At 69.8% G+C, this 23,827-nt stretch carries 21 protein-coding genes; 4 read left to right on the top strand and 17 right to left on the bottom strand.

What is annotated here, in order from left to right; genetic code table 11:
* Positions 1 to 88: 88 nt before the first annotated feature.
* Positions 89 to 886, top strand: coding sequence for a DUF1206 domain-containing protein (locus KD1_RS08200; RefSeq protein WP_245627328.1), 798 nt, complete (start codon positions 89 to 91; stop codon positions 884 to 886).
* Here KD1_RS08200 and KD1_RS08195 read toward each other — a convergent pair.
* Both KD1_RS08195 and KD1_RS08190 read right to left on the bottom strand, forming a co-directional pair.
* Positions 850 to 3,483 carry an MMPL family transporter gene (locus KD1_RS08195; RefSeq protein ID WP_083542285.1) on the bottom strand — a complete coding sequence of 878 codons (2,634 nt, stop codon included), beginning with the start codon at positions 3,481 to 3,483 and terminating at the stop codon, positions 850 to 852. The genes KD1_RS08200 and KD1_RS08195 overlap by 37 nt on opposite strands.
* A 1-nt stretch (position 3,484) precedes the next feature.
* The gene (locus KD1_RS08190; RefSeq protein ID WP_169795361.1) at positions 3,485 to 4,165 is read right to left on the bottom strand and encodes a TetR/AcrR family transcriptional regulator; all 681 of its coding nucleotides are present in this window, start codon (positions 4,163 to 4,165) and stop codon (positions 3,485 to 3,487) included.
* A gap of 176 nt (positions 4,166 to 4,341) precedes the next feature.
* On the opposite strand from KD1_RS08190, the gene KD1_RS08185 reads away from it, so the two are divergent.
* Positions 4,342 to 5,160 (top strand): TrmH family RNA methyltransferase, encoded by an 819-nt coding sequence (locus tag KD1_RS08185; protein ID WP_245627327.1) that lies wholly within the window; start codon positions 4,342 to 4,344, stop codon positions 5,158 to 5,160.
* A gap of 148 nt (positions 5,161 to 5,308) precedes the next feature.
* Complete coding sequence (locus tag KD1_RS08180; protein WP_068400240.1) at positions 5,309 to 5,953, top strand: VOC family protein; 645 nt, start codon at positions 5,309 to 5,311, stop codon at positions 5,951 to 5,953.
* Between the two features lie 99 nt (positions 5,954 to 6,052).
* On the opposite strand, the gene KD1_RS08175 is transcribed toward KD1_RS08180, so the two are convergent.
* The 6 genes from KD1_RS08175 to purB all read right to left on the bottom strand — a co-directional run bounded on the left by KD1_RS08175 (position 6,053) and on the right by purB (position 12,671).
* Entirely contained in the window at positions 6,053 to 8,281 is a 2,229-nt protein-coding gene (locus KD1_RS08175) for a heavy metal translocating P-type ATPase (RefSeq protein ID WP_174521104.1), read from the bottom strand.
* Positions 8,281 to 8,499, bottom strand: coding sequence for a heavy-metal-associated domain-containing protein (locus tag KD1_RS08170; RefSeq protein WP_068400237.1), 219 nt, complete (start codon positions 8,497 to 8,499; stop codon positions 8,281 to 8,283). The genes KD1_RS08175 and KD1_RS08170 overlap by 1 nt, the downstream gene beginning before the upstream one ends.
* A gap of 45 nt (positions 8,500 to 8,544) precedes the next feature.
* A complete protein-coding gene (locus KD1_RS08165) occupies positions 8,545 to 8,868 on the bottom strand; it encodes a metal-sensitive transcriptional regulator (protein ID WP_068400234.1) in 324 nt (107 codons plus the stop codon).
* A 375-nt stretch (positions 8,869 to 9,243) separates the two neighbouring features.
* Positions 9,244 to 9,885 carry an NAD(P)-dependent oxidoreductase gene (locus tag KD1_RS08160; RefSeq protein ID WP_068400231.1) on the bottom strand — a complete coding sequence of 214 codons (642 nt, stop codon included), beginning with the start codon at positions 9,883 to 9,885 and terminating at the stop codon, positions 9,244 to 9,246.
* A gap of 149 nt (positions 9,886 to 10,034) precedes the next feature.
* Positions 10,035 to 11,117: a hypothetical protein gene (locus tag KD1_RS08155; RefSeq protein ID WP_068400228.1), complete on the bottom strand. Its 1,083-nt coding sequence runs from the start codon at positions 11,115 to 11,117 to the stop codon at positions 10,035 to 10,037.
* Between the two features lie 144 nt (positions 11,118 to 11,261).
* Positions 11,262 to 12,671, bottom strand: coding sequence for an adenylosuccinate lyase (purB, locus tag KD1_RS08150; protein ID WP_068400276.1), 1,410 nt, complete (start codon positions 12,669 to 12,671; stop codon positions 11,262 to 11,264).
* Positions 12,672 to 12,817: 146 nt separating this feature from the next.
* Between purB and KD1_RS08145 the strand changes: the two genes are divergently transcribed.
* A complete protein-coding gene (locus KD1_RS08145; RefSeq protein ID WP_068400225.1) occupies positions 12,818 to 13,765 on the top strand; it encodes a hypothetical protein in 948 nt (315 codons plus the stop codon).
* Between the two features lie 211 nt (positions 13,766 to 13,976).
* Here the strand turns inward: KD1_RS08145 and KD1_RS08140 are convergent, their stop codons facing one another.
* From KD1_RS08140 to KD1_RS08100, 9 genes are all read right to left on the bottom strand, one after another.
* On the bottom strand, positions 13,977 to 14,516 hold the full coding sequence (locus KD1_RS08140; protein WP_068400222.1) for a low molecular weight protein-tyrosine-phosphatase: 540 nt from the start codon (positions 14,514 to 14,516) through the stop codon (positions 13,977 to 13,979).
* Positions 14,513 to 15,565 carry a 2-dehydropantoate 2-reductase gene (locus KD1_RS08135; RefSeq protein WP_068400219.1) on the bottom strand — a complete coding sequence of 351 codons (1,053 nt, stop codon included), beginning with the start codon at positions 15,563 to 15,565 and terminating at the stop codon, positions 14,513 to 14,515. Before KD1_RS08135 ends, KD1_RS08140 begins: the two co-directional genes overlap by 4 nt.
* Positions 15,566 to 15,672: 107 nt before the next feature.
* A complete protein-coding gene (locus tag KD1_RS08130) occupies positions 15,673 to 16,386 on the bottom strand; it encodes an AIM24 family protein (RefSeq protein ID WP_068400216.1) in 714 nt (237 codons plus the stop codon).
* Between the two features lie 101 nt (positions 16,387 to 16,487).
* The gene (locus KD1_RS08125) at positions 16,488 to 17,351 is read right to left on the bottom strand and encodes a M56 family metallopeptidase (protein ID WP_068400213.1); all 864 of its coding nucleotides are present in this window, start codon (positions 17,349 to 17,351) and stop codon (positions 16,488 to 16,490) included.
* An 11-nt stretch (positions 17,352 to 17,362) separates the two neighbouring features.
* Positions 17,363 to 17,761 carry a BlaI/MecI/CopY family transcriptional regulator gene (locus KD1_RS08120; protein ID WP_083542283.1) on the bottom strand — a complete coding sequence of 133 codons (399 nt, stop codon included), beginning with the start codon at positions 17,759 to 17,761 and terminating at the stop codon, positions 17,363 to 17,365.
* Positions 17,758 to 19,425, bottom strand: coding sequence for a thiol reductant ABC exporter subunit CydC (gene cydC, locus KD1_RS08115; protein WP_083542282.1), 1,668 nt, complete (start codon positions 19,423 to 19,425; stop codon positions 17,758 to 17,760). Before cydC ends, KD1_RS08120 begins: the two co-directional genes overlap by 4 nt.
* The gene (cydD, locus tag KD1_RS08110; RefSeq protein WP_217995841.1) at positions 19,422 to 21,104 is read right to left on the bottom strand and encodes a thiol reductant ABC exporter subunit CydD; all 1,683 of its coding nucleotides are present in this window, start codon (positions 21,102 to 21,104) and stop codon (positions 19,422 to 19,424) included. The genes cydC and cydD overlap by 4 nt, the downstream gene beginning before the upstream one ends.
* 4 nt (positions 21,105 to 21,108) lie before the next feature.
* Positions 21,109 to 22,152: a cytochrome d ubiquinol oxidase subunit II gene (gene cydB, locus KD1_RS08105; RefSeq protein WP_068400206.1), complete on the bottom strand. Its 1,044-nt coding sequence runs from the start codon at positions 22,150 to 22,152 to the stop codon at positions 21,109 to 21,111.
* 15 nt (positions 22,153 to 22,167) lie between these two features.
* Positions 22,168 to 23,616: a cytochrome ubiquinol oxidase subunit I gene (locus tag KD1_RS08100; RefSeq protein WP_068400203.1), complete on the bottom strand. Its 1,449-nt coding sequence runs from the start codon at positions 23,614 to 23,616 to the stop codon at positions 22,168 to 22,170.
* Positions 23,617 to 23,827 lie beyond the last annotated feature (211 nt).

The following is a 23,827-nucleotide window of genomic DNA, read 5'->3' as shown; positions in this document are numbered from 1 at the left end:
CTGGCGACGTAAGGCGGGCTTACGTCGCCAGAAATGTTCCCTCGGCGGATCGGGTGAGCCGGATCGGTTCGTTTGGCAGGATCGCGGTGTGAGCATCGATCCCAGTGACGTCCGTGACGCCGCGGTCCGGGCCGCGGACCATCCCGCCGTCGAGCGACTGGCCCGCACCGGTTTCCTCGTCAACGGTCTCGTGCATGCGCTCATCGCGTGGCTGGCGCTGCGCCTGGCGTGGGGCTCGTCGGGGGAGTCCGTTGACCAGGCCGGCGCGCTCGAACAGCTCGGTGCCAGCCCCGGTGGCGCGCTTATCCTGTGGGCGGCCGCGGTCGGGCTGGCCGCGCTGGCCCTGGTCATGCTCATCTCCGCGGTCGGGTACGGCGCCGATCTCAAGGACCGCGTCAAGGGCGGGGCCAAGGCGATCGTCTACGCCGCGCTCGCGTTCACCGCGGCCCGCTTCGCCACCGGCGGCGGCAGCAACGACGACAGCAAGGAGTCGTCCGTCGACATCACCCGCACGCTGATGGAGCTGCCGCTGGGCGCCGTCATCGTCGGGGCGGTCGGTGTGGGCGTCGTCGTGGTCGGCGCCTACCACGTGTACAAGGGTGCGACGCGCCGGTTCCGCGACGACCTGACGCGTGACCCCGGCCCGGTGGGAACCTGGGCCGGGATCATCGGCTACGTCGCCAAGGGCATCGCGCTCGCCCTCGTCGGGGTGCTGTTCGTCGTCGCCGCGGCGCAGTCCGACCCCGCCGAGGCGACGGGTCTCGACGGGGGGTTGCGCGCCCTGCTCGCCACGCCGCTGGGGCCGTGGCTGCTGAGCCTGGTCGCGCTCGGACTGCTCGCGTTCGCGCTCTACTGCGTCGTGCGGGCCAGGTTCGCCAGACTCTGATCGGCGTCCGCGGGCTGCGGCTCGCTCGATTCGCCGGACGTATCCGGATCACCGGTCGTCCCCGCGTCGCTGGGCCCATCGGCGCTCCGGCCCGCGTCGGCGGCCATGGCGCGCTCACGCTCGGCCTGCAGCTTGGCGCCTTCGACGTCGAGGTCGGGCAGGATCCGGTCGAGCCAGCGTGGGAGGTACCAGGCCTTCTCGCCCAGGATGTACATCGCCGCCGGCGTCGCGGTCATCCGCACGAGGAAGGCGTCGATGAGCACGCCGGTGGCCAGGGCGAACCCGATCGGGCGGATCATCGTCAGCTGGGCGTGGATGAACCCGGCGAACACGGCCGCCATGATCAGCGCCGCCGCGGTGACGACCCCGGCCCCATGCCGGAAGCCGGTGCGCACGGCGTGCTTGGCCGGTTGGCCGTGCGCCCACGCCTCCCGCATGCCGGTGACGAGGAACATCTGGTAGTCCATCGCGAGCCCGAAGAGCACGCCGGTGACGATGATCGGCAGGAACGACAGCACCGGACCGGGGTGCTCGACGCCGAAGACCGGACCGAGCCAGCCCCATTGGTAGACCGCCACCACCGCACCGAACGACGCGGTCAGCGACAGCAGGAACCCGCCGGTCGCGATGAGCGGCACGAGGATCGATCGGAACACCAGGAGCAGCAGGATCATCGAGATGCCGACGACGATCGCGAGATACCTCGGCAGGGCGCTGGCCAGGGTGGCCGAGATGTCGATGTTGGCCACGGTCTTGCCGGTGAACCCGAGGTCGAGCCCGGTGGCGCCGGCCAGTTGCGCAGCGGAGCTGCGAAGCCGATTGACGAGGTCGACCGTCGCCTGCTCGGAGGGGCCGGTCGTCGGCACGATCTGATACGCGATCGTGTCCCGATCGGCGCTGCTGCCCACCGGCACGACGTAGGCCACGCCGGGCAGGTCGGAGAGGCGTTGCGCGACCGCGGCGCCCTTGGCGTTCAGGTCGTCCGTGCCGGTTGGAGCGTCGAGTGTCCCGACCGCGATGATCGCCCCGTTGGCGCCGGGGCCGAAGTTGTCGTTGATCGTGGCGTACGACTTGTAGCCGGTCGAGGCGGCCGGTTGGGTGCTGCCGTCGGGCAGGCCCAGGCGCAGGTTCGGCAAGGGCAGCGACAGGAGGAGCAGGAGCACCGTCGTCGTGGCGAGCACGATGTGGGGGTGCGTGGTGATGAGGCCGCCCCAGCCCTTCGCGTCGGCGTTGGCGCTGCCGGGCAGCCCGCCGCCGACCATGGCCTCGGTGTGCTCGTCGTTCTCGATGGCCGCGGCCAGCCTGCGACGGCTCCGACGCGAGAGAACCCGGTGCCCGAGGAGTGTGAGCAGCGCCGGCGTCAGGGTCAGCGCGACGAGCACGGCGATGGCGACGGTGGCGGCGGCGACCAGACCCATCGTGCCGAGGAAGGGGATCCCGGTGACGACGAGGGCGGCCAGCGCGACGAAGACCGTCATGCCGGCGACGACGACCGCGTTGCCCGACGTGCCCACGGCCCGACCGATCGACTCGATCAGGGGGAGTCCGTGGGCGAGGTTCTGGCGGTGCCGGTGGACGAGGAACAGGGAGTAGTCGATGCCGACGGCCAGGCCCAGCATGAGCGCCAGCGCCGGGGTGATGTCGTTCATCGTCACCCAGTGGGAGAGCGACAGGGCGGCCATGAGACCCACGGCGACACCGACGAGCGCGGTGAGGAGCGGGAGCCCGGCGGCGAGCAGCGATCCGAGCATGACGAGCAGGACGATGGCGGCGATGACCAGGCCGAGGATCTCGCCGGGGCCGATGATGCTGGAGAAGTCGGAGGTCAGGTCCGAGGAGTAGTTGACCTCGATGCCCTGGTCGGCCAAGGAGGCGCCGAGGGCGGGGATCTTCTGCTTGGTGGCCGGGGGCACGCTGTCGATGGCGTCGGTGAAGATGACCTGCCCGAAGGCGACATCGCCCCGCTGGGTGACGAAGCGCATGCCGTGGCTGGCGTCCTGGTTGCGCCGGCCGACCTCGAGTCGAGCCTGCGCGGCGTCCAGCTTCTGCGTGTTGACGAAGATCTCGTCGCGGCCCTTCTGCAGTTCGGTCGACGCGAGGTAGACGTACTTCTTCTCAATGCCCGAGGCGAGGGCGTCGTCGATCTGCTTCTGCCCGGCGTCGATCCTCTTCTGGGCCGCGGCGATCTTGGCGCGACCGTCGTTGATCTGCTTCTGCCCGTCGGCGATCTGGTCGGGGCCGCCGTCGATCTGGCGCTGCATGGCGAACGGGTCGATCGCGGTCATGACCCCGTCGACCTGGTCCCATTCCTTGACGACGCCGCTGATGGCCTTGCGCTGCTCCGGCGTGAAGGCCTTGCCGTCGGTGCTCTGGAACGTCACCGTGCCCGTGCCACCGGCCGCCTCGGGGATCTCGGACTTGAGGTTCGCCAGCACGCGCTGGAACTCGGTACCCGGGATGGAGAACTCGGTGGACAGGGGGGTGGCCAGCGTGGCCATGGCTCCGCCCGCTCCGGCGATGATCAGTACCCAGGCGAGGATCGTCGCCCAGGCGTGGGTGGCGCACCACCGCCCGAGTCGATAGAGGTACGTGGACACGTCAGGCTCCTTCTCGGCGGTGGCCGAAGGGATCGGTGTGGGTGGATGCGCTCGGGGCCTCGAGATCGGCGAATCCGGTGCCGAGTCGGGCGACGGCGCCACGGAAGAGCGCGGTGAACGTCGTCAGCGACTCATCGTCGAGGTCACCGCCGGTGCGCTCGAACCAGGCCTGCTGCGTGGCGGTGAAGGCCGCCGTCAGGGCGCCGGCGAGCGTGGCGACGGAGATGGCGTCCGGGGTCGCCCCGGTGCGCGTGATCCGCTGCTGGAGCACGTCGGTGAGCTGCTGGCTGACGCACTGCAGCTGGTAGGCGATGTGCCGGGCGGTGGGGACGTCGTGGCGGGCCGCATTCCAGACGACGGAGCTGTGCTCCACGAGGTCCCGGTCAAAGGCACCGGCGATGACGTGGTCGATGCTCTCGAAGAGCGGCTCGCCCGCGGGTCGGGCTTCCAGGGCGTCGCTCATGGTGCCGAGCAGGCGGGTGGCCTTGTCGGCCATGACGGCCTCGATGGAGGAGTAGTAGTTGAAGAACGTCCGTCGGGAGATGTCGGCGGCGTCGGCCACGTCCTGGGCCGTGACCGCGGACAGGCCGCGTGCGGCCACGAGGGCGATGGTGGAGTCGATGATCGCCAGGCGGGTGCGCTCCTTGTTGGCCACCCGTCGGCCTGGTCTGGTGATGGACACGACGAGCAGCGTAGAACCAAAGTTGCACTGAGGGCAAATCGAAAGTGCACGCAGGGCAAGTTTGGGCGATCCGGAGGTGCGTTTTATGCCACCGCGAGATGCGTCACCTTGCGTGTTGGCCGCGTGTTCCCACGGCGAGTGCCCCTTCGTGGCGCGCGCATGCGAACATGTGCCGGGTGGAGGAGTTGCTCATCACCTCGGCCGCCAACCCGCGGCTGAAGTCCCTGGTCGGGCTGCGACGCCGACGTCAGCGCGAAGAGTCGGGGCTCACGCTCATCGAGGGGTTCGAGGAGCTTGAACTGGCGTTGACGGCGGGGGTCGCTCCCAAGGCGGTGTTCTATTGCCCCGACCTCATGCTCGACCCGGCGAACCGGTTGGCCGTCATCGACGCCGTGCGCGCCGGCGGCGCCGAGGTCTACCGCCTGGGGCGGGCGGCGTTCGAGAAGGTGGCCTACCGCGAGGGCCCGGACGGGTTTCTCGCCGTCGTCGCGTCGGTGACTCGGTCGCCGCGCGAGCTGGAACTCCCGCCGAACGCGCTGGTGCTCATCTGCCAAGGGGTGGAGAAGCCGGGAAATCTCGGTGCGATGCTCCGCACCGCCGATGCTGCGGGCGTGGCGGCGGTGGTCGCCTGTGACCCGGTGACCGACTGGGGCAACCCGAACCTCGTGCGCTCGAGCAAGGGCACGGTCTTCTCCGTGCCGGTGGCCTCGGGTACGACCGACGAAACCCTCGGGTGGTTGCGGGAGCGCGGTGTCAGCCTCGTCGCGGCCACGCCGGACACCTCGACCGAGCACACCGGCGTCGACCTGACCGGGCCCGTCGCCATCGCCGTGGGGTCGGAGAAGTACGGCCTGACCGACGACCTCATGGCCCGCGCCGCGCACCGCGTGCGCATCCCGATGGTGGGAAAGGCCAACTCGCTCAACGTCGCCACGTCCGCGGCGATCATCATCTACGAGGCCGTGCGGCAGCGCTCCGGAGGTCGCCGTTCCTGACGCTGTGGAGCGTGGCGCTGAGGATCCTGGCGCTGCAGATCCAGCAATGTGCATTTTGCACAGATTTGACCATTGAATCACATCCCCCCAGCGCCGGCGCCACTGGGGGGTGGTCAGCGGCCCCCTCATCCTGTGCCACGATGAACATATGCGCGTAGACCACGTTTCGTTCGCTGCCGAGCGTGACGGCCTGGCGGCCACGGCGGCCCGGTTGTCCGAGAAACTCGGTGTCGAGGCCGTCGATGGCGGTATCCATGCCCGCTTCGGCACGCGGGCGATGATCCTGCCGCTGAGCCACGAGCGTTACGTCGAGGTGGTCGAGGTGCTCGACCACCCCAGCGCCGAGAAGGCCCCGTTCGGCAAGGCCGTGCGAGCCCGGTCCGAGGCCGGTGGCGGCTGGATCTTCTGGGTCGTCCGGTTGCAGAACCCCTCCGAGATGCAGGCCGTCGAGGAGCACCTGGGCCGCCAGGCCGTCGAGGGCGTGCGGCGCATGCCCGACGGGCGGGTGTTCTCGTGGCAGCAGATCGGCATCCTCGGCACGCTGACCGACCCGCAGTTGCCGTACTTCATCCACTGGGACCCGAGCTCCCCGCACCCCTCGATGGACGCGAACACCGAGGTGACGATCGACTCCCTCAACCTCGCCGGCGAGGAGTCCCGGGTGCGGGACTGGCTCGGTCGCGCTGCCACTGACACCTCGAGCGTCATCTCGTTCAACTTCATGGCGCCGCACGGCACTCCGGGCCTGTTGTCGGTCGTGTTCAACACCCCGAACGGTCCGGTCACCATCTGACTCCGTCCGCCACCTGCGCCGAGGGAACAATCGAGGCGACGTAACTGCGCGTTACGTCGCCTCGATTGTTCCCTCGGCGTGGGGTCAGCGGCCCTAGGATCAGCGGCGACCGTAGCCGCGCAGGCGCAGGCTGTTGGTCACGACGAGCACGCTGCTCATCGCCATGGCCGCACCGGCGATCATCGGGTTGAGCAGCCCGGCCATCGCCAGCGGGATCGCCGCGGTGTTGTAGCCGAACGCCCAGACCAGGTTCTGCTTGATGATCGACAGCGTGCGGCGCGACAGACCGATGGCGTCGACGACGGCCGGCAGCTCCGAACGCATGAGCACGATGTCCGCCGAGGCCATCGCTGCGTCGGTGCCACCACCCATGGCCACACCCAGGTCGGCCTGGGCCAGGGCCGGAGCGTCGTTGATGCCGTCTCCGACCATCGCCACGACGTGTCCCTCGGACTGGAGCTTCGCCACGACGGCGTGCTTGTCCTCGGGGCGCACCCCGGCGAACACCCGGTCGGCCGGGATCCCGACCTCGGCGGCGACCGCCGTGGCCGGTGCCTGCGCGTCACCGGTGAGCAGGTAGACGGCCAGACCCTGGGCGTGCAGGTCGGCGATCGCCTGCGCCGAGGTGTCCCGCACGTCGTCGGCCACCGTCAGGGCCGCGCGGGCCTTGTCGCCCCAACCGACGTAGACGGTCGTGCCGGGGTGGTCGAGGTTCGTGAGCTCCTCGGGCACGGTGCCGAACAGCGACGCCCGGCCGACGGACACGCCGGTGTCCTTGATCAGCGCGCGGGCGCCGGTGCCGGGCAGGGCCTGGAAGTCGCGGATCTGCGGGATCTCGAGGCCACGCTCCTCCGCGGCGTCGACGATGGCCCGGGCGATGGGGTGCTCGCTGCCGGACTCGACGGCCGCCGCCGTCTGCAACGCCGACTCCTCGGTCAGGTTGCCGCTGGTGACGACGTGGGTCAGGACGGGGCGGCCGGTGGTCACGGTGCCCGTCTTGTCGAGGAGCACGGTGTCGATGCGACGGGTGTCCTCGAGGACCTGGGGGCCCTTGATGAGGACACCGAGCTGCGCTCCGCGGCCGGTGCCGGCGACCATCGCCGTCGGCGTGGCCAGACCGAGCGCACAGGGGCAGGCGATGATGAGCACGGCCACGGCGACAGACAGGGCGGTCGACGCGTCGCCCGTGCCGATCCACCAGCCGACGAAGGTCAGCAGGGCGAGCACGAGCACGACCGGCACGAACACGGCGGAGACGCGATCGGCCAGGCGCTGCACGTCGGCCTTGCCGGTCTGGGCCTGTTCGACCAGGCGGGTGATGCCGGCCAGCACGGTGTGCTCGCCGACCTGCGTGGCCTCGACGACCAGGCGTCCGGTCGTGTTGAGCGTGCCCCCGGTGACGGCCGTGCCGGGGCCCACGTCGACGGGCACCGACTCGCCCGTGACGAGGGAGGAGTCGATCGCCGACGTGCCATCGGTGACGACCCCGTCGGTGGCGACCTTCTCGCCGGGGCGGACGACGAAGTGCTCGCCGACGCGCAACTGCTCGATCGGGATGCGGATCTCGGTGGTCACGCGGGTGGTGGCGTCGATGCGCTGGACGGCGACATCCTTCGCACCGAGCTCCATGAGCGTGGTCATGGCCGAGCGGCCCCGGTCCTTGGCGCGGGCCTCGAGCCAGCGACCGAACAACAGGAACGTCGTGATGACGGCCGCGGTCTCGAAGTAGTAGTGACCCATCCCCATGCCCAGGTCGCCACGCACGGTCTGCCCGATGAGGGAGACCGTCGACCAGCCGTACGCCGCGAACACGCCGACGGACACGAGGGTGTCCATCGTCGACGCTCCGTGGCGCGCGTTGATCGCGGCCGCACGGTGGAACGGCCAGGCCGCCCACACGACGATCGGCGTGGTGAGGAGGAACTGCACCCACGGGTTCGCGGTGAAGTCCATGCCCGGGACCATGGCGAGGATGACGACCGGGACGGCCAGGATCGCGCTGACGATGAGTCGACGCAGCAGCGACTGCGCCGGAGCGACGTCGTGATCGTGGTCGGTGCCCCGGGCGTGGCGCGGCACGGCGACGCTGGCGCCGTAGCCGGTGGTCTTGACGATGTCGATGATCTCGTCGGGGGTGTGGTCGCCGGAGAAGGTCACGTGGGCCTTCTCGGTGGCGAGGTTGACGGTGGCATCGATGCCCTCGACCTTGTTGAGCTTTCGCTCGATGCGCGCCGAGCACGACGCGCACGTCATCCCCGTGATGTCCAGGTCGACTTCCTTGATCGGGAGTTCCTGGAGGGTCACGGTACTGGGCGCGCGGTCGGTCATCAGGCGAAGGTCACCGTGTAGCCGGCCTCGGTGACCGCGTCGGTGATGGCGTCCTGGCTCAGCTCGGCGTCGGAGGTGATCGTCACGGGGGAGTCGCCGCCCTTGACGAGGTCGATCGCGACGTCGGTGACACCCGGGATCGTCTTGAGCTCCTCGGTGACGGAGGCGGTGCAGTGGCCGCAGGTCATGCCGGTGACAGTGATGGCGGTGGTGGACATGGGGTGTCTCCTTGGGTGTTGCGGTTGGGGTCTGGGGGGGGGTGATCAGCTGCGCACGAGGCGGGCGATGGCGTCGGCGGCCTCGCGGACCTTCTCGGTGCCGGCCTCGTCGGACTCCTTGGCGGCGTTGACGACGCAGTGGCCGACGTGGTCCTCAAGCAGTCCGAGGGAGACCGCCTGCAATGCCTTGGTCACGGCGCTGACCTGAGTGAGGATGTCGATGCAGTACGTGTCCTCCTCGACCATGCGCTTGATGCCGCGGACCTGGCCCTCGATGCGTGCGAGGCGCTTGAGGTAGTCGTCCTTGGAGCCGGTGTAGCCGCGGGCGGCCTTCGTGGTCGCCGCGCCCGTGGTGACGGTATCGGTCATGGGGTCCTCCTGGGCTGTTCGCGCGGGGTGGTCGTTGCTGTCGATCCGCACAACAGCGTACCCCCTTGGGGTATTCCGATGAGTGTGGAGTGTTCGCGTGGTGGAGTGTTCGCGTGGTGGAGTGCCCGCGTGGTGGAGTGCTCGTACCCGGCACTCTGCTCAGGTTGCGTCACTGGTGCGCACCCCGGAGTGGGGGCCAAGGTCACGTACGGTGAGCAAAGTCGGCGGGGCGGCCAGGCACGGTGCAGAGACGAGCGGACGCACCAACGCCCGGCCATCGATGTCGATGACCGGGCGTTGGTGTTGACCGGGCGTTGGTGTGGACCGGGCGTTGGTGTGGACCGGGCGTTGGTGCTGACCGCCGGCGGGGAAGCCTCAGGCGTCGCTGACGGTGAAGCGGGTGTTCTGGTGGGCCGGGTTCTCGATCTCGTCGAGCACGGCAATGGCCAGGGTGCCCGAAGACGTGTGCGACTGACCGTCGGCGGCGAGCATGATCTCGTCGGTGCCGAGTTTCGGCGTCGTGGCCGGGCCGGCCGCAAACATCGCCTGCGGCGAGACGCCCACCCAGGTGACGTCCTCGACAGTGCGCAGGTACTCGAGCTCCTTGAGCTGCTGCACCGGGATGTTGACCCACGCCTCAGCGCCCGGCATCTTCCGGATGTCCTCGACGTGGAGGTGCTTGTCCTCACCGGAGAACAGCGACCCACCCCCGAGGATGAAGACCAGGCGAGGCGACGACGCTCCGGCAATCGAGACGAGGTGCTGCGCGAGGTCGACGTGCCGATGCGCGTCGTCGGGGGCGATGGCGAACGCGTTGACGAGGACATCGAACCCGGCCACGTCGTCGGCGGTCAGGGTGAAGGCGTCGCGCGCGAGCACCTGGGCCCCGGACCCGAGTTCGGCGGTGGCTCGCTCACCGTTGCGGACGATCGCCGTCACCTCGTGGCCGCGGCTGACCGCCTCGCGGTAGATGTCCGATCCGGCCATGCCGGTTGCTCCGATGATGCCGACGCGCATGATGAATCCTCGCCTAGATGGTTGATGTTTCATCCAACGAGCCGAGGGCCGGCATCATTCCCACCCCCACCCGAGTGATGGATCCGCGTGGCCTATCGGGGTAGATAGGCCACGCGGATCCATCACTCGGCGGAGGTGGGTGGCGCGGATCAGGCGCCCGAGTCGGCGCTGGAACCGCGGTCCATCATGGTGCCGTGGTCCGTGCCGCCGTGCTCGCTTTCGAACATCTTCGAGAACTGGGACAGATCGGTGACGTCACCCGCGGCCGGCACCTCGACCTTGACGTCCTCGCCCCACTTGGAGGCCGTCATGGTGGCGGTGTCCTTGCCGTCCTTGATGGTGACCTGGCAGGGCAGCGAGGAGTTGTCGAGCCAGAGGTCGAAGCTCGCCTCGTGCGTGGCGCTGCTGCCCTTGTCGCTGCGGCCCTTGTCGGCGCCGCCCGGCCCGTGGTGGGTGCCGTTGCCGTCGACCTCGTCGCCGCGCTTGAACACCTCGGGCATGTCCTGGTCACCCTTGCCGCTCTTGTGCTCGGTGCGCATCTGCTCGGCCTTGCCCTCGACGAACTTCTCGAAGTGGGCGCTGCCGGCGGTCACGGTGTAGTGCGCGCACGTGCCGATGTCGGTGATGTTCTCGTCACCGCGGTACGTCACCGTCTTGACGTCCTTCGACAGAGCCGTCAAGGCCTCGTCGAAGTCCTTCTGCGTGGGCAGGCGGTCGGTCATGCCCATCTCGGACTTCGCCTGGGCGGAGTCGAGCTTGATGAACTTGCCCTGGGTCAACTCCCCGACGCGCACGTAGGCGACACCGTCGACGAGCCGCGCCTCCGAGGCGAGCTTGGGCTCGGTGGACGACGTGAGGGTGACCTTGGCCTGCTGGCTGTTGCCGAAGTCGATGTCGCCGGTGATGGTCAGCTCACCCGTGGTCGGAGCGGTGCTCGAGGAGTTCGACGACGTCGAGGAGCCCGATGCGGACGGGGCCATGGCGCCCATCGTGCCCAGCGGCACGTTCGGCAGGCTGACGTTGAGGTGCACGCTCTTCTGCTCACCGACGGCGGTGGCGATGTTCGTGGTGAACGTCTGCGGGTCGCTGACGTTGGCGCCGACGGCGGGCTTCTCCGGAGCGCCGACCGAACTCGACGTGCCCGTCGTGCTCGTGCCACAGGCCGCAAGCGCCGCGGCAGCAGTCAGGCTGATGACGCCGAAGGCCAGTCGGCGGGTGGTGGTCGAGCTCATGTTTCCCCCAGTGGTGTGGTCGCTGCGGTCTTCTCTGACTCCAACGAGCGTACGCCCGCGCCGCGTTCCGCACAGTGGGGGACGACCCTGAGGCATCACCGGTTCGACTCCCCGTCGGGTGGGGAGAAGAACCGGTGACGGCCCTCAGTTCAGGTGGTCGACCAGGTCGGGAGCCAGCCCGATGTACGTCGCCGGCGTCAGCGCGCTCAGCCGCGCCTCGACGTCGGCGGGCAGTCCCAGACCCGCGATGAACGCGACGAGATCGGCCTGACCGATGCGGCGACCGCGCGTGAGCTCCTTGAGCCGCTCGTACGGCTCCTCCATGCCCGGCACCCCCTGCGCGCCCAGCGCCCGCATCGCCGACTGCACCGGCTCGCCGAGCACCTCCCAGTTCGCGTCCAGGTCGGCGGCCATCGCCTCGGGGACCGCGTCGAGCCCGGCCAGGCCGCGACCGACATTGTCGAGCGCAAGGATCGAGTGACCGAGCGCGACTCCGATGTTGCGCTGCATCGAGGAGTCGGTGAGGTCACGCTGCAGGCGCGACTGCACCAGGGTCGTGGCGAGCACGTCGAGCAGCGCGTTGGAGACCTCGAGGTTGGCCTCGGCGTTCTCGAACCGGATCGGGTTGACCTTGTGCGGCATCGTCGACGACCCGACGGTGCCCTGGCCACGCACCTGCGCGAAGTACCCCATCGAGATGTAGGTCCACGTGTCCGTGCAGAGGTTGTGCAGGATGCGGTTGAACCGGGCGACGTCGGAGTACAGCTCGGCCTGCCAGTCGTGGCTCTCGATCTGGGTGGTCAGCGGGTTCCACGTCAGGCCGAGGCCCTCGACGAACGCCTCGCTGATCTGCTGCCAGTCGGCGCCGGGCACGGCCGCCAGGTGCGCCCCGTACGTGCCGGTCGCGCCGTTGAGCTTGCCGAGGAACTCGGCCTCACCGACGCGTGCGAGCTGGCGCTGGAGGCGTCGCGCGAGCACGGCCAACTCCTTGCCCATGGTCGTGGGCGTGGCCGGCTGGCCGTGGGTGTGCGCCAGCAACGGCACGGAGCGCAGATCGGAGGCCATGGTCGCGAGTTGCTCGACGATCTCGGTCGCCTTCGGCAGCCACACCTCGCGCACCGCGCCCTGGACCATGAGGGCGTAGGCGAGGTTGTTGATGTCCTCACTCGTGCAGCAGAAGTGGATCAGCTCGGCCAGACCCGCGTCGGCCGGCGCGGGCGCGATCTGCGTCAACCGCTTCTTGAGGAAGTACTCGACCGCCTTGACGTCGTGCTGGGTGACCTTCTCGGTCTCGGCCATCTCGGCGATCTCGGCAGCGCCGAAGTCGTCGACGATGCGGCGCAGGGCGGCCTTCTCGTCGTCGGTCAGCGACCGCACGCCCGGCACGACGCCGTGGTCGGTCAGGTGGATGAGCCACTCGATCTCGACGTGGACCCGCATGCGGTTCAGGGCCGGCTCGGAGAGGAAGTCGACGAGCGGCGAGACGGGCCCGCGGTAGCGACCATCGAGGGCGCCGAGGGCGATCGGAGGAGTGACGTCAGCCAGAGAAGCCATGACCGGCATTCTTGCAGGGGTCACCGACAGCCCCGGTGTCGGCTCGGGGTCGTCCCTGATTTCTTCCCGGGATCGTCGTGGTGGGATTGTTTTCCGGGCCCGGACGTTTGGTACACAGGAGTACCAACGCGATTCGAAGGACGGTCATGATCACTCTGTTGATCTGGCTCGGCTGTGCCGGGTTCGGTATGGGTTTGGCAGCGCTCGGCTGGACGTCATGGCGACACCTGCGCGGCGAGGCCGGGGACGTGCGTCGGCGGGTCGCCGCTGGTGCAGCGCACGTCGGAGCAGCGATCGCGGCCTTCCCGACGTTCCTCGTCTTCGGGCTGCACCACCCGGTCACCGTCGCACTGCTCCTCTTCTACGGGTGGTTCGTCTTCAGCGCCTGGGCGGTCCTCGCGGTGGCCCTGCTCGTGACCTCCGAACCGGTCACCCGCCGCGCCAGGACGGTCGCCCAGGCCGTGCCGCGGCTCGGGTCGCTCGGGCACTGGCGCACCACGGCCGGGCTGCCCCACGACTGGGAGGGCCTCGTTGCCCGCAATCGCGAGTTGACCACACGCCTGCTCGACTACTTCGACATGACCGACCGGCGCGTGGCCCACCCGGTCATGGCCGACGTCACCGACCCCTACACCTCGGCCGCGCTCGACGCGATGTTCGCCTGCGACCGGCTGCGCGACGCGGGTCCGCCCGCCTGGAAGCCGGCGCGCCAGTCGGAGTACGCGGTGGCCGTCGCCCACTTCGCCCAGGCCCTCGAGGAGGCCGAGATCCACTCGACCTCCATCAACCGGGACCGGGTCTCGCCGGCCGAGCAGGCGACGACGCAGCGGGTGCTCAAGTCGTTGACGTACCTCAACGAGAACGCGACCACCCCGGCCGAGCGGCAGGCGGCCTACGAGGTTCTCGCGGCCGAATTGGCGGAGTTGCGTGCGGACGAGTCCGCGACCACCGACGGCTCACGTCGTGGCCGGGCTCCGGCCTCGGACAACCCGCTCGACCTCGGCCCGACGCCCCAGTCGGCCGCCGGGTCTGCGGCTGCCAAGGCCGACGTCCACCCGTGGCTCGACGTCATTCAGCGCGCCCTTCGAGGCTGAGTCCCGCCCCGGCCGCCCCGCCCCGGCCGCCCCGCCCCGCGCCGGTTCGAGGTATTAGCGACCGCTGTAACGGTCCCTATTACCTCGAACCGTGGGGTCCCCAGTTGGTTCGAGGTATTAGCGACCGCTGTAACGGTCCCTATTACCTCGAACCGTGGGGGAGGCGAACCGCGGGGGACGCGGGGAGCGGGGGAGGGGGCGGCGAAGCGGGTCAGCGCTCGGGCACCGGCGGAGCGTCGGGGCCCGGCACGTCCAGAGCCGCCCGCACGAACTCGACGACCCCGGGCACCGCAGCGCTGATCTCGGCGTAGGTCCGGTCGAACGCGGCGTCGTCGCCGTACCACGGGTCGTCCATCGACTGGCGGCCCACCGGCAGCCCCGGCTCGAAACTGCGGAACATCGCCACCTTGTCCCGGTCCCCCGGGGTCGGCGCCAACCGCCGCAGGGTCGCGTAGTGCCCCTCGTCGGCGGCGAGCACCAGATCCAGATCACCGAACCAGGTGCGGTCGAAGACGCGGGCGACGTGACTGCGATCCGTGATGGCGTGGTGCCCGTTGCGGGCGAGCGCGGCCAGCGTGCGCGGGTCGGCCGGGTTGCCCTCCTCCCACGCCGTCGTGCCGGAGGAGTCGACCGCGACCAGGTCACCGAGCCCAGCGTCGTCGAAGGCCTCCTGCAGCAGGAACTCCCCCATCGGGGAACGGCAGATGTTGCCGGTGCAGACGACGTGGATGCGGTATGCAGGGGTGCTCATGCACTCATCCTCGCGCTCACCGCGGTCAGGAGGCGTGCGCCGCTCCACCGTTCGTGCGGCGGAGGTGACGCCTCGACACTGCGCACCAGATCGACGATCCGCGCACAGACCGGGGTCGGGACGCCGTGGGCGCGACCGAGATCGACGATCCGACCCTGCAGTTCCCCGATCTCCGTGGGTACCCCGCGGGCGAAGTCGTCGGCCATCGACGTCGTGGCATGCACGTCCACCTGCAGCACCTGCCGCGCCAGCGACGCGAACACCGGCGTGGGGGAGCGCAGCAGCGACGGAATGGACTTCGGCGGCAACCCGGTCAGCCAACTCGGCCGAATCCCGGCGCGGTGGAAGACGGCCAACGCCTCCTCGATGCACAGCGCACTGACGCGGCGCAGGTCGCGATCGCGCAACTCCTCGATCAGCGACAGCCCCGAGAGCGCGTGCACGGCGTTGTTGAGGTTGAGCAGCAGCTTGGCCGCGATGATCCCGTCCATGTCGGCCCGCGGCTGGATGGCCAGACCGGAGTCTCGTGCAGCCTGGAGGAAGGGGTCGGCGCGGGGGTGGTCACGCACGACCAACACCCCGGCGGAGGCCTGGTGGAAGGTCGTGGCCGCCGTCTGCGCGACGTTGTACGGGATCATCCCCTCGAGGACAAGTGGGCGGGAGGCCGCCGAGGGGAAGACCTCGAGCAGCGCGTCGTTGATCAGGGTCCCGTTGCGCAGCCCGTTCTGGAACGTGACGATCACCGCGTCCGTGGGCAGGTGGGGCGCCACCTCGCGGACCGCCGCACCGGTGGCGGTCGTCTTCGTCGTCAGCAGCACCAGATCGGCGCCACCCACCGCCGAGCCCTCTGTCGTCGCGGTGACCTGCGCGGGCGCCACGTGCAGCGGCGGGCGACCGCCACCGGTCAGGGTCAGCCCGTCCCGGCGGATGGGGTCGATGACCCGCGGACGGCCGATGAGCGAGACGTCGGCGACCTGGCTGAGGCGCCCGCCCAAGTGGCAGCCCACATGGCCGGCCCCCACCACGGCGATCCGCAGCCGACGCACCATGTCGCACGCTCCCGTCCCGACGGGCGGTGCCGGTCGGCAGGGCCCGATCGTCCCGAGCCTAGCCACGGGTCGGGTGTCACGGGTGAGTTCGGATACCTAGGCGCGTCTCAGTCGAACATGCCGCCCAGCCCGCCACCGGCGGATTTGCCCGAGCCGTGGCTGACGTTCTCGGCCGGCTGGACCAGGACGTGCCCCTGCCCGGAGAACGCCATCTGCACCATCTCGCCGGTGCCGCCGCGGAGCATCGAGCCGATGCCGCCGGTGTCGACCTTCACGTCCATCCGCACTCCGGAGGTCCACATGACCACGGCCTGCGCGTCGGCGAAGGTCGGGGCGGAGGCGATGTCGAGGGCCACCGGCTCACCGTCGGTCGTCAGCGCGACGTACCCGGTCCCCGAGAGGACGACGTTGTACAGGTCACCGGCCATCATCGCGCCGCGCGCCTGGATGCGGTGGATGTCCCACGAGATCGAGTGGCTGAACGCCAGGACGTTCGAGCCGTTGACGGAGATCGAGTCGTTGTCCAGGTAGAGGATCTGCACCTCTCGCGCGGAGTTGGCCAGGAACAGTTCCCCACTGCCGGTGCACTCCATCAGCGGCACGCCCTCGCCGGTCACGGCCGACTTGAACATCTTGCCCAACCCGCCCGAGCCGCGGTCCTTGAACGAGATCTGCCCCTGATAGGCGACCATCGAACCGGTCCGCGCCCAGACCGGCCCGTAGCCCATCTGCACCTTGAGGAGCTTCGAGTTCTGCTTCGCGAACGGATCCGTCGTCTCCTGCTCACGGAACTGGGTGAACAGTGTGCTGTGCAGTGTCATGCGTGACCTTTCGACCGCGGGTGGCCCCCTGCCACCGGCAGCGATCAGTCTAGGGGCGAACCGGCGGCGCGCAACGGCCCCCCGGCGAACGCCGCGGGCCCTCAGGCCACGAACGCCGCGACCACGATGATGATCGGCAGGGCGAGCGCGCCGATGCCCAGCAGGTACGCCGCGAGCGTCCCGGCCCGGCTCGGCTCCTCGGCGGTGAGCATCTCCATGCGGATCGCCGTGGCGCCGGGGGTGCGGATGCCCAACGCGCCCTCGGGTGTCGACGCTCCGGCCAGGCTGACCATCGCCCGCGCCAACGGGATCTCCCCGACCTTGTGGCGCGCCGCCTCGTCGGCGAGACGCTCGATGAGCAACGCGACCTCGCGCACGGCATTCTCGCTGCGCAACCACGACGGCGCCGTGCGGTGCACCACCGCGAAGTACTCGAGCAGCAGATCGTGCCGCTCACCCAGGTGGGCCAGCTCGTGGGCGATGACGGCCTGGAGCTCGTCCTCACTGAGCCGCGCCAAGGTGGATTCGCTGAGCACGACCCGGTGGCGCAGGCCCGGCACGCAGTAGGCCGTCGGCATGGTGTGCGGCAGCACGCGCGTGTGCTTGGAGTGATGCGTGCCGACGAGGTCGACCAAGGTGCGGTGCCGCGCCCGGGCCGCGCGCAACCGCGATCCGACGAGGTGGGCGTTGATGAGCAGCCGGGCCAGGACGACGGCGCTCAGGGCCAGCGCCGCCAGCGACAACCCCCGGGAGGCATCGTTGGCCGGCGACGCGGGCAGGCTCGTCAGCGCGTGCACCGCCACCAGCGGGGTGGCCACGACGCACAACACCCCCGCCAACGCGCTCGTCTGCCACAGCCACAGCCCCGCGCGGGGTCGGCGACGCAACGACGTGGCCCCGGCCAGAACACGGGGCGCGACGGCGATGAATCCGACGGCGAGCAGGGCGAGAAGGGCAGCGAACATCGAGGGAAACGCTACGCGACTCCCCGACCGCCGCGCGCCTCGACCTTGGCCAGTGCGGCCTTGAGCACCTCGAGCTCGTCGTCCGAGGCGCCCTCGATGAAGTGCAGGATCGCCGTGTGCTGCTCGGCGTGGGGCAGGTTGCTCAGCGGGTCGCGCATGGCCCGGCCGGTGAGTTCTTCACGGGTGTCGACGGCGACGTAGCGCCACGCGCGGCCGTCGCGCTTGCGGGTGAGGAACCCCTTGCTCACCAAGCGGGTCAGCACCGTCATGACCGTCGTGTACGCCAACGAACGCTCCGGGAGCGCAGCCATGACGTCACGCACGTTCAGGCCGGCCGGGTCGTCGGTCTCCCACAGCACGTCCATGATCGCGCGTTCCAGCTCGCCCAGGGATGGTCCTCGTTTGTTCACTCTGCTCGCCCACTTTCTGTACTGCTCAACTCCAGTGTGCGGTCAAAACCTTCCCGATCGGCGTGATGATGCGTGACCATCACCACGGTTCGCCCAGCGGTCGCGGTGAGCACATCGGCGAGGACCGCACGCGCGGTCGTGGTGTCGAGGTGGGCCGTGGGCTCGTCGAGGGCGACCACCGGTCGGTCCGAGAGCACCGCCCGAGCCACCGCCAAGCGTGCCCGCTCGCCGCCGGAGACACCGCGTCCGCCGGCGCCGAGGCGGGTGTCGAGGCCCTCGTCGAGACCGTCGAGCCACATGGCCAGGCCAGCCGCGGTCAACGCGTCACGGATCGCCGTGTCGCCGGCCTGGGTGGCATCGGCGAGTCTGAGGTTGTTGCGCACCGACGTCGCGAAGATGTGCGGTTCGTCGTCGACGAGGGCGAAGGCCGCGCGCGCCTGGGCCAGCGGGATCCGCGCGGTGTCGGCCCCGCCGAGCGCGTACCGGCCCGCGGTCGGGTCGAGATGCCGCACGAGCACGGCCAACAGCGTCGACTTGCCCGACCCGTTCGGCCCCACCACCGCGATCCGGTCGCCGGCGGACAGGTCGAGGGAGGTCGGCGGCAGGTGGTCGCCGGTGCCGTCCCAGGAGGCGGTGACGTCGGCCAGGGCGAGGTCGTGGCCGTCGGGGTGGGCCGCAATCAGGCCCGGGGTTGCGGCCGGATCGGCCACGGCCGGGGTCTGGTCGAGCATCGCGTCGAGTCGGCGGGCGCTGCCCTGCGCCCGGGCCAGGGCGCGGGTGGCCTCGGTGAGCACGCCGAGCGCTTCTCCGGTGGCGACCGGGATGAGCGTGAGCATCGCGACGATGGCGATGTGCGAGCCGGAACGCTGCGCCAGGTACGCGGCGGCGATGGTCGCGACGCCGGTGATGACGAGCAGCAGCGCGGCGGTCAGGGCGCGCCCGCGGGACTGACGCGACGTGGCCGTGCGGACCCGCGCATCGGCCTGCCACACCCACGAGAGCGCGTCGGCCTGGCCACCGATGGCCTGCAGGTCACCGGCGTGGTCGGCGACGAGGGTGCTGACGCGGGTCACCTCGGCGCGGGCGGCGAGCAGGTCGTCCTGGGCGGCGCACTCGAGGCGCCAGGAGAGCACGAACAGCAGGGCACAGGCGACGAGCATCGCCGCGAGCACGGCGCCGACGCCGGGGTTGAAGAGGACGGTCACGATCGCCGCGATGATGCCGGCCACGGCGGCCGAGAACACCGGGACGGTGACGCGCACCGAGGCCTCGACGACATCGGTCAGGTCGTCCACGATGCCGTTGAGCACATCGGAGCGTCGTCTCCGTCCGAGTCGGGCCGGGGTCAGGGGGACGAGCGCGGCGTAGGTCGCCGCACGGCGCTCCGCGAGGTCGCGCAGGGAGCCGTCGTGGCTGACGAGTCGCTCCCAGTAACGGAAGACGGGGCGGGCCAGGCCGAACGTGCGCACGCCGACGATCGCGGTGAGCAGCAGGAGGATCTGCGGGCGTTCGCTGGCGCGGACGATGAGCCACCCGGAGGTGGCCGTCAGGGCGATGCCGGCGGCGGTGGCGATGCCGCCGAGGAGACCACCGAGGATCGTCGAGCGGGTCAGGGTCAGGGGGTTGGTGCGCGTGGTCGTGGTGGTGGTGCGGTCCGTGGTCATCGGGCCACCACCTCGGCGCCCAGGTCGACGCGCTGGTCGGCGAGGTCCATGAGGTCGGTGCGGTGGGTGACCGCGACGACGGTGCGCTCGCGGGCGAGATCGGTGATGATCCGGTGGACCAGCGCCGCCGACTCGGGGTCGAGGTGGGCCGTGGGTTCGTCGAGCAGCACGATCGGAGCGTCGCTGAGCAGGGCCCGGGCGAGCACGAGGCGGGCACGCTGCCCGGCCGACACACCGAAGCCGTCGTCACCGAGCGGAGCGTCGAGCCCGCCCAGTGCGTCGATGACGTCGGTCAGTCCGACCTGCGCGACCGCGGCCGCGACGGCGGCGTCGGTGGCGGTGGTGCCCAGCGTCAGGTTCGCGCGCACGCTGCCGGCGCCGAGGAAGGGACGCTGGCTGACGAGGTGGGTCTCGCCACCGCGCTCCGTTGCGCCGGAGGTGGGGCGCCGGATGCCGGCGAGGATCTCCAGCAGTGTCGACTTGCCGATGCCCGAGGGGCCGGTCAGGGCCGTCAGGCCGCGCGTGGCCGTCAGGGAGACGTTGCGCAGCACCGGGGTCGCGGTGCCGGGGTAGGCGTAGGTGACATCGCGAGCGATCAGGTCAGCGGGGCTGTCCCTGTCATCCCTGTCACCGGCCGCGTCCGTGGCGGCGTCCGTGGCCGCCTCGAGTTCGGTGAGGATGTCCTCGAGCGCCTCGGCGCCGTCGGCGGCCGAGTGGAACTCCGCTCCGACCCGCCGAATCGGCCAGTACGCCTCGGGGGCGAGGAGAATCGCGACGAGACCGGCACCGAGCTCCATCGTGCCGTGGGTCAGCCGCAGACCGGTGAGCACCGCGACGATCGCCACGGACAGCGACGCGAGCAGTTCGAGGGCGGCCGAGGAGAGGAACGCCAGTCGCAGCGTCCGCATCGTCGCCAGGCGGTGCTTGTCGCTGACCTCCCGAATCGTGGCCACCTGGCGTTCGCCGCGACCGTAGGAGACGAGTGTGGGCAGTCCGCGCACGACGTCGAGGAAGTGGCCGGCGAGGTCGGACAGGGTCTGCCACCGGGTCCGGGTGTCGTCGCGGGTGGTGACGCCGATCAGCGCGGCGAAGAGGGGCAGGAGCGGCACCGTGAGGATGACCACGATCGCGCTGGGCCAGTCGACGACGAACAGGGTGATGATCGCCAGCGGCGGCACGACGGCGGCCGCCAGCAGCGCCGGCAGGTACTTGGCGATGTACGGCTCGACCGACGCGGCGCCCTGCGTCGCCAGGGTCAGGGCCCGCGCACGGTCGGGGCGGGAGTCGGCGTCGCGCTGGAGCCACGTGGCCAACAGTTGTTCGCGCAGGGCGGTGGCCACGCGGGTGCCGGCCCACGCCTGGATGCGTTCGGAGGACCAGGCGATGACCGCGCGGACGAGGAAGAGGCCCAGCAGCCAGGCCGAGGGTTCACGAAGATCCGTCTGGCGCACGGCGGCCACGACGACGGCGGTCAGGGCGAACGCGGTGGCGACCGTGGCGACCCCCTGCAGGACTCCGAGCACCCCCAGCAGGAGCACCGGGCGGCGGGCGCCGGGGACGGTGCGGAGGAGGCGAGGGTCGAAGGGATTCACGCGGGCCTTCTGGTCGGGGATGGTGGGGGTGGTGATGATCGAGCGGGTCGGCCGAGGGTGCCGCCCGACCCACTCGGATCGATGCATCAGGTCAGCTGACCTTGACCGGGTCGGGGATCTGCTCGACGCGGATGCGGCGGCGGAACACCCAATAGTTCCACGCCGTGTACAGCAGCATGATCGGCGTGAAGATCAGCGCCGCGCCGGTCATGATCTTCAATGTCAGCGTCGAACTGGCGGCGTTGACGATCGTCAGGTCCGTGCCGTCGGCGAGCGTCGTGGGCATGACGTTCGGGAAGAGCAGCACGAAGTAGGTCGTCACCGCCAGGAGGATCGTCAGCGCGGTGGCGGTGAAGGCGTATCCCTCCTTGCCCTGATGGTTGAACCACAGCGCGGCGAGCAGCGCGACCGCGGCGAGGATCGTCGTGGCCCAGGAGAACGGCGATCCGTCACGCGACAGACCCAGCCAGAGCAGCAGGACGACGGCGAGGACGGCCGTGACCACACCCGCCTTGGTGGCGACCGCGCGGGCGTCCTCGCGGATCTTGCCGGCCGTCTTCAGGGCAATGAAGTGCGCGCCGTGGGTCAGCGAGAGGCCGACCACGACGATGCCGCCGAGCAGGCTGATCGGGTTGAGCAGCGTGAGCAGGTTGCCGGTGAACTCCATGTGCGCGTCGATGGGCAGACCGTTGACGATGTTCGTCAGGGCCACGCCGACCAGCAGCGGAGCGACGAACGAGCCGACGATGATGCAGTAGTCCCAGCCGCGGCGCCAGGCGTCGGAGTCGCGCTTGTGGCGGTACTCGAAGCCCATGTTGCGCAGGATCAGGACGACAAGGAGCACCAGCAGGGCGAGGTACATGCCCGAGAACATCGTGGCGTACCAGTGCGGGAAGGCCGCGAACATCGATCCGCCCGCGGTGAGCAGCCAGACCTCGTTGCCGTCCCAGAACGGGCCGATCGTGTTGAGCATGACGCGCCGGCGCTTCTCCGGCGTGTCGTCGGGGTCGTTGGGGTCGCCGGTCTTGTCGAGCACCGGCAGGAGCATGCCGACGCCGAAGTCGAAGCCCTCGAGCACCAGGTAGCCGGTCCACAGGACGGCAATGAGGATGAACCAGAAGTGTGAAAGTTCCATGATCTCCGTCCCCGATCAGTACGCGAACTCGAGTTTTTCGTCCTCGCCGATCTGGCGAGGCTCCTCGAAGGGCTCGGGGCCCTTTTTGATGTAGTCGAGGAACAATTTGACCTCGATGACGGCGAGCACGCCGTAGAGCAGGGTGTAGACGATCATCGAGATCCACACGCTGGCCGCGGACACGCTCGGGGAGACACCGGTCGCGGTCGTCATCTCACCGAAGACAAGCCACGGCTGGCGGCCCATCTCGGTGAAGATCCAGCCGAACGACGATCCGAGCATGATGGCGATCGGGGTGATCCACAGCAGCGGGTGCACCCACGTGCCCATCGGCACGTTGTTCTTGCGGGTGGCCCACAGAACCCAGGCCGCGACGATCATCGTGAAGAAACCGGCGCCCATCATCAGGCGGAAGTTCCAGTACGTCATGGGGATGTTCGGGATGTACGTCGACGCCGCGGTGAGCGGGTTGTTGGCGTACTCCTGCTGGTACTGGGCCTCGAGTTCGGTGATGCCCTCGACGCGGCCGTTGAAGTCGCCGGTGCCGAGGTAGCTGAGCAGGCAGGGCACCTCGATGACGTGCTTGGGGTTGGCGCCACCGAGGTCGGCAACGGTGAGCACGGAGAACGGAGCGCAGCTGTCGGAGGTGTGGTACAGCGCCTCCGCCGCGGCCATCTTCATGGGCTGGACCTCGGTCATGATCTTGCCCTGGAAGTCACCGGAGACGATGACGCCGAGGGAGGCGACGAGGGTGACGATGGCGCCCAGTCGGGAGGCGCGCTTCCACATGGGAACGTCGGCCGCGAGCTCGCCGCCGCCGGAGTCGGCGTTGCGGTGGGCCTTGCGCATCTTGTAGAGCGCGACGCACATGACGAAGGTGGCGCCGGTCATGTAGGCGGCGGTGACGACGTGCGGGAAGGTGACGAGTTGCACCTTGTTCAGGAGCACGGCGACGAAGTCGGTCATTTCGGCGCGGCCGGTCTCGGCGTTGTAGCGGTAGCCGACCGGGTGCTGCATGAACGAGTTGGCCGCGAGGATGAAGTAGGCGCTGAGCACCGTGCCGATGTGCACCAGCCAGATGCACATGACGTGGAGCTTCTCGGGGATGCGGCCCCAACCGAAGATCCACAGGCCGAGGAAGGTCGACTCGAGGAAGAAGGCGAGGAGCGCTTCGAAGGCGAGTGGCGCGCCGAAGATGTCACCGACGAAGCGGGAGTAGTCGGACCAGTTCATGCCGAACTGGAACTCCTGCACGATGCCGGTCACGAGACCGAGGGCGAAGTTGATCGTGAAGAGCTTTCCGAAGAACTTGGCCAGGCGCAGGTCGTCGGGGTTGCGCGTGCGCAACCAGGACGTGTGGAACCAGGCAACCAGCATTGACATGCCGATGGTGATCGGCACGAAGAAGAAGTGGTACACGGTTGTGATGGCGAACTGCCACCGTGCCAATTCCAGGACGTCCATGAGCGGGGCTCCCGAGGGGCAGGCGAAGTACTACATGACGTAGTAGAAGATACATGGGCTCGGGGGGGTGGTCGAAGTGGGGTGGGGAAGTCGAGATGCAGGCCACGCGTGAGGGGGCTGGTCAGGGGGGTGTCGCGGGGGTTGTCCCAGGGGTTGTCCACAGGTTTGTGCGTGGCTCTTGTTGTGGTCGGGTGCCTGAGATTGCATGGAG

This window comes from Kribbia dieselivorans NBRC 106261 (assembly GCF_001552435.1).
Taxonomy (GTDB): domain Bacteria; phylum Actinomycetota; class Actinomycetes; order Actinomycetales; family Dermatophilaceae; genus Kribbia; species Kribbia dieselivorans.
This window is presented reverse-complemented; position numbering and strand designations above follow the sequence as displayed.

Excerpts from the sequence above, each read along its gene's own strand:
- KD1_RS08170 (WP_068400237.1), bottom strand. The coding sequence starts at position 8,499 with ATGTCCACCACCGCCATCACTGTCACCGGCATGACCTGCGGCCACTGC.
- KD1_RS08125 (WP_068400213.1), bottom strand. The coding sequence starts at position 17,351 with ATGTTCGCTGCCCTTCTCGCCCTGCTCGCCGTCGGATTCATCGCCGTC.
- KD1_RS08175 (WP_174521104.1), bottom strand. The coding sequence starts at position 8,281 with ATGACCGACCGCGCGCCCAGTACCGTGACCCTCCAGGAACTCCCGATC.
- KD1_RS08180 (WP_068400240.1), top strand. The coding sequence starts at position 5,309 with ATGCGCGTAGACCACGTTTCGTTCGCTGCCGAGCGTGACGGCCTGGCG.
- cydC (WP_083542282.1), bottom strand. The coding sequence starts at position 19,425 with ATGACCACGGACCGCACCACCACCACGACCACGCGCACCAACCCCCTG.
- KD1_RS08165 (WP_068400234.1), bottom strand. The coding sequence starts at position 8,868 with ATGACCGATACCGTCACCACGGGCGCGGCGACCACGAAGGCCGCCCGC.
- KD1_RS08135 (WP_068400219.1), bottom strand. The coding sequence starts at position 15,565 with ATGGTGCGTCGGCTGCGGATCGCCGTGGTGGGGGCCGGCCATGTGGGC.
- KD1_RS08160 (WP_068400231.1), bottom strand. The coding sequence starts at position 9,885 with ATGCGCGTCGGCATCATCGGAGCAACCGGCATGGCCGGATCGGACATC.
- cydD (WP_217995841.1), bottom strand. The coding sequence starts at position 21,104 with ATGCATCGATCCGAGTGGGTCGGGCGGCACCCTCGGCCGACCCGCTCG.
- KD1_RS08145 (WP_068400225.1), top strand. The coding sequence starts at position 12,818 with ATGATCACTCTGTTGATCTGGCTCGGCTGTGCCGGGTTCGGTATGGGT.
- KD1_RS08100 (WP_068400203.1), bottom strand. The coding sequence starts at position 23,616 with ATGGACGTCCTGGAATTGGCACGGTGGCAGTTCGCCATCACAACCGTG.
- KD1_RS08140 (WP_068400222.1), bottom strand. The coding sequence starts at position 14,516 with ATGAGCACCCCTGCATACCGCATCCACGTCGTCTGCACCGGCAACATC.
- purB (WP_068400276.1), bottom strand. The coding sequence starts at position 12,671 with ATGGCTTCTCTGGCTGACGTCACTCCTCCGATCGCCCTCGGCGCCCTC.
- KD1_RS08155 (WP_068400228.1), bottom strand. The coding sequence starts at position 11,117 with ATGAGCTCGACCACCACCCGCCGACTGGCCTTCGGCGTCATCAGCCTG.
- cydB (WP_068400206.1), bottom strand. The coding sequence starts at position 22,152 with ATGGAACTTTCACACTTCTGGTTCATCCTCATTGCCGTCCTGTGGACC.
- KD1_RS08130 (WP_068400216.1), bottom strand. The coding sequence starts at position 16,386 with ATGACACTGCACAGCACACTGTTCACCCAGTTCCGTGAGCAGGAGACG.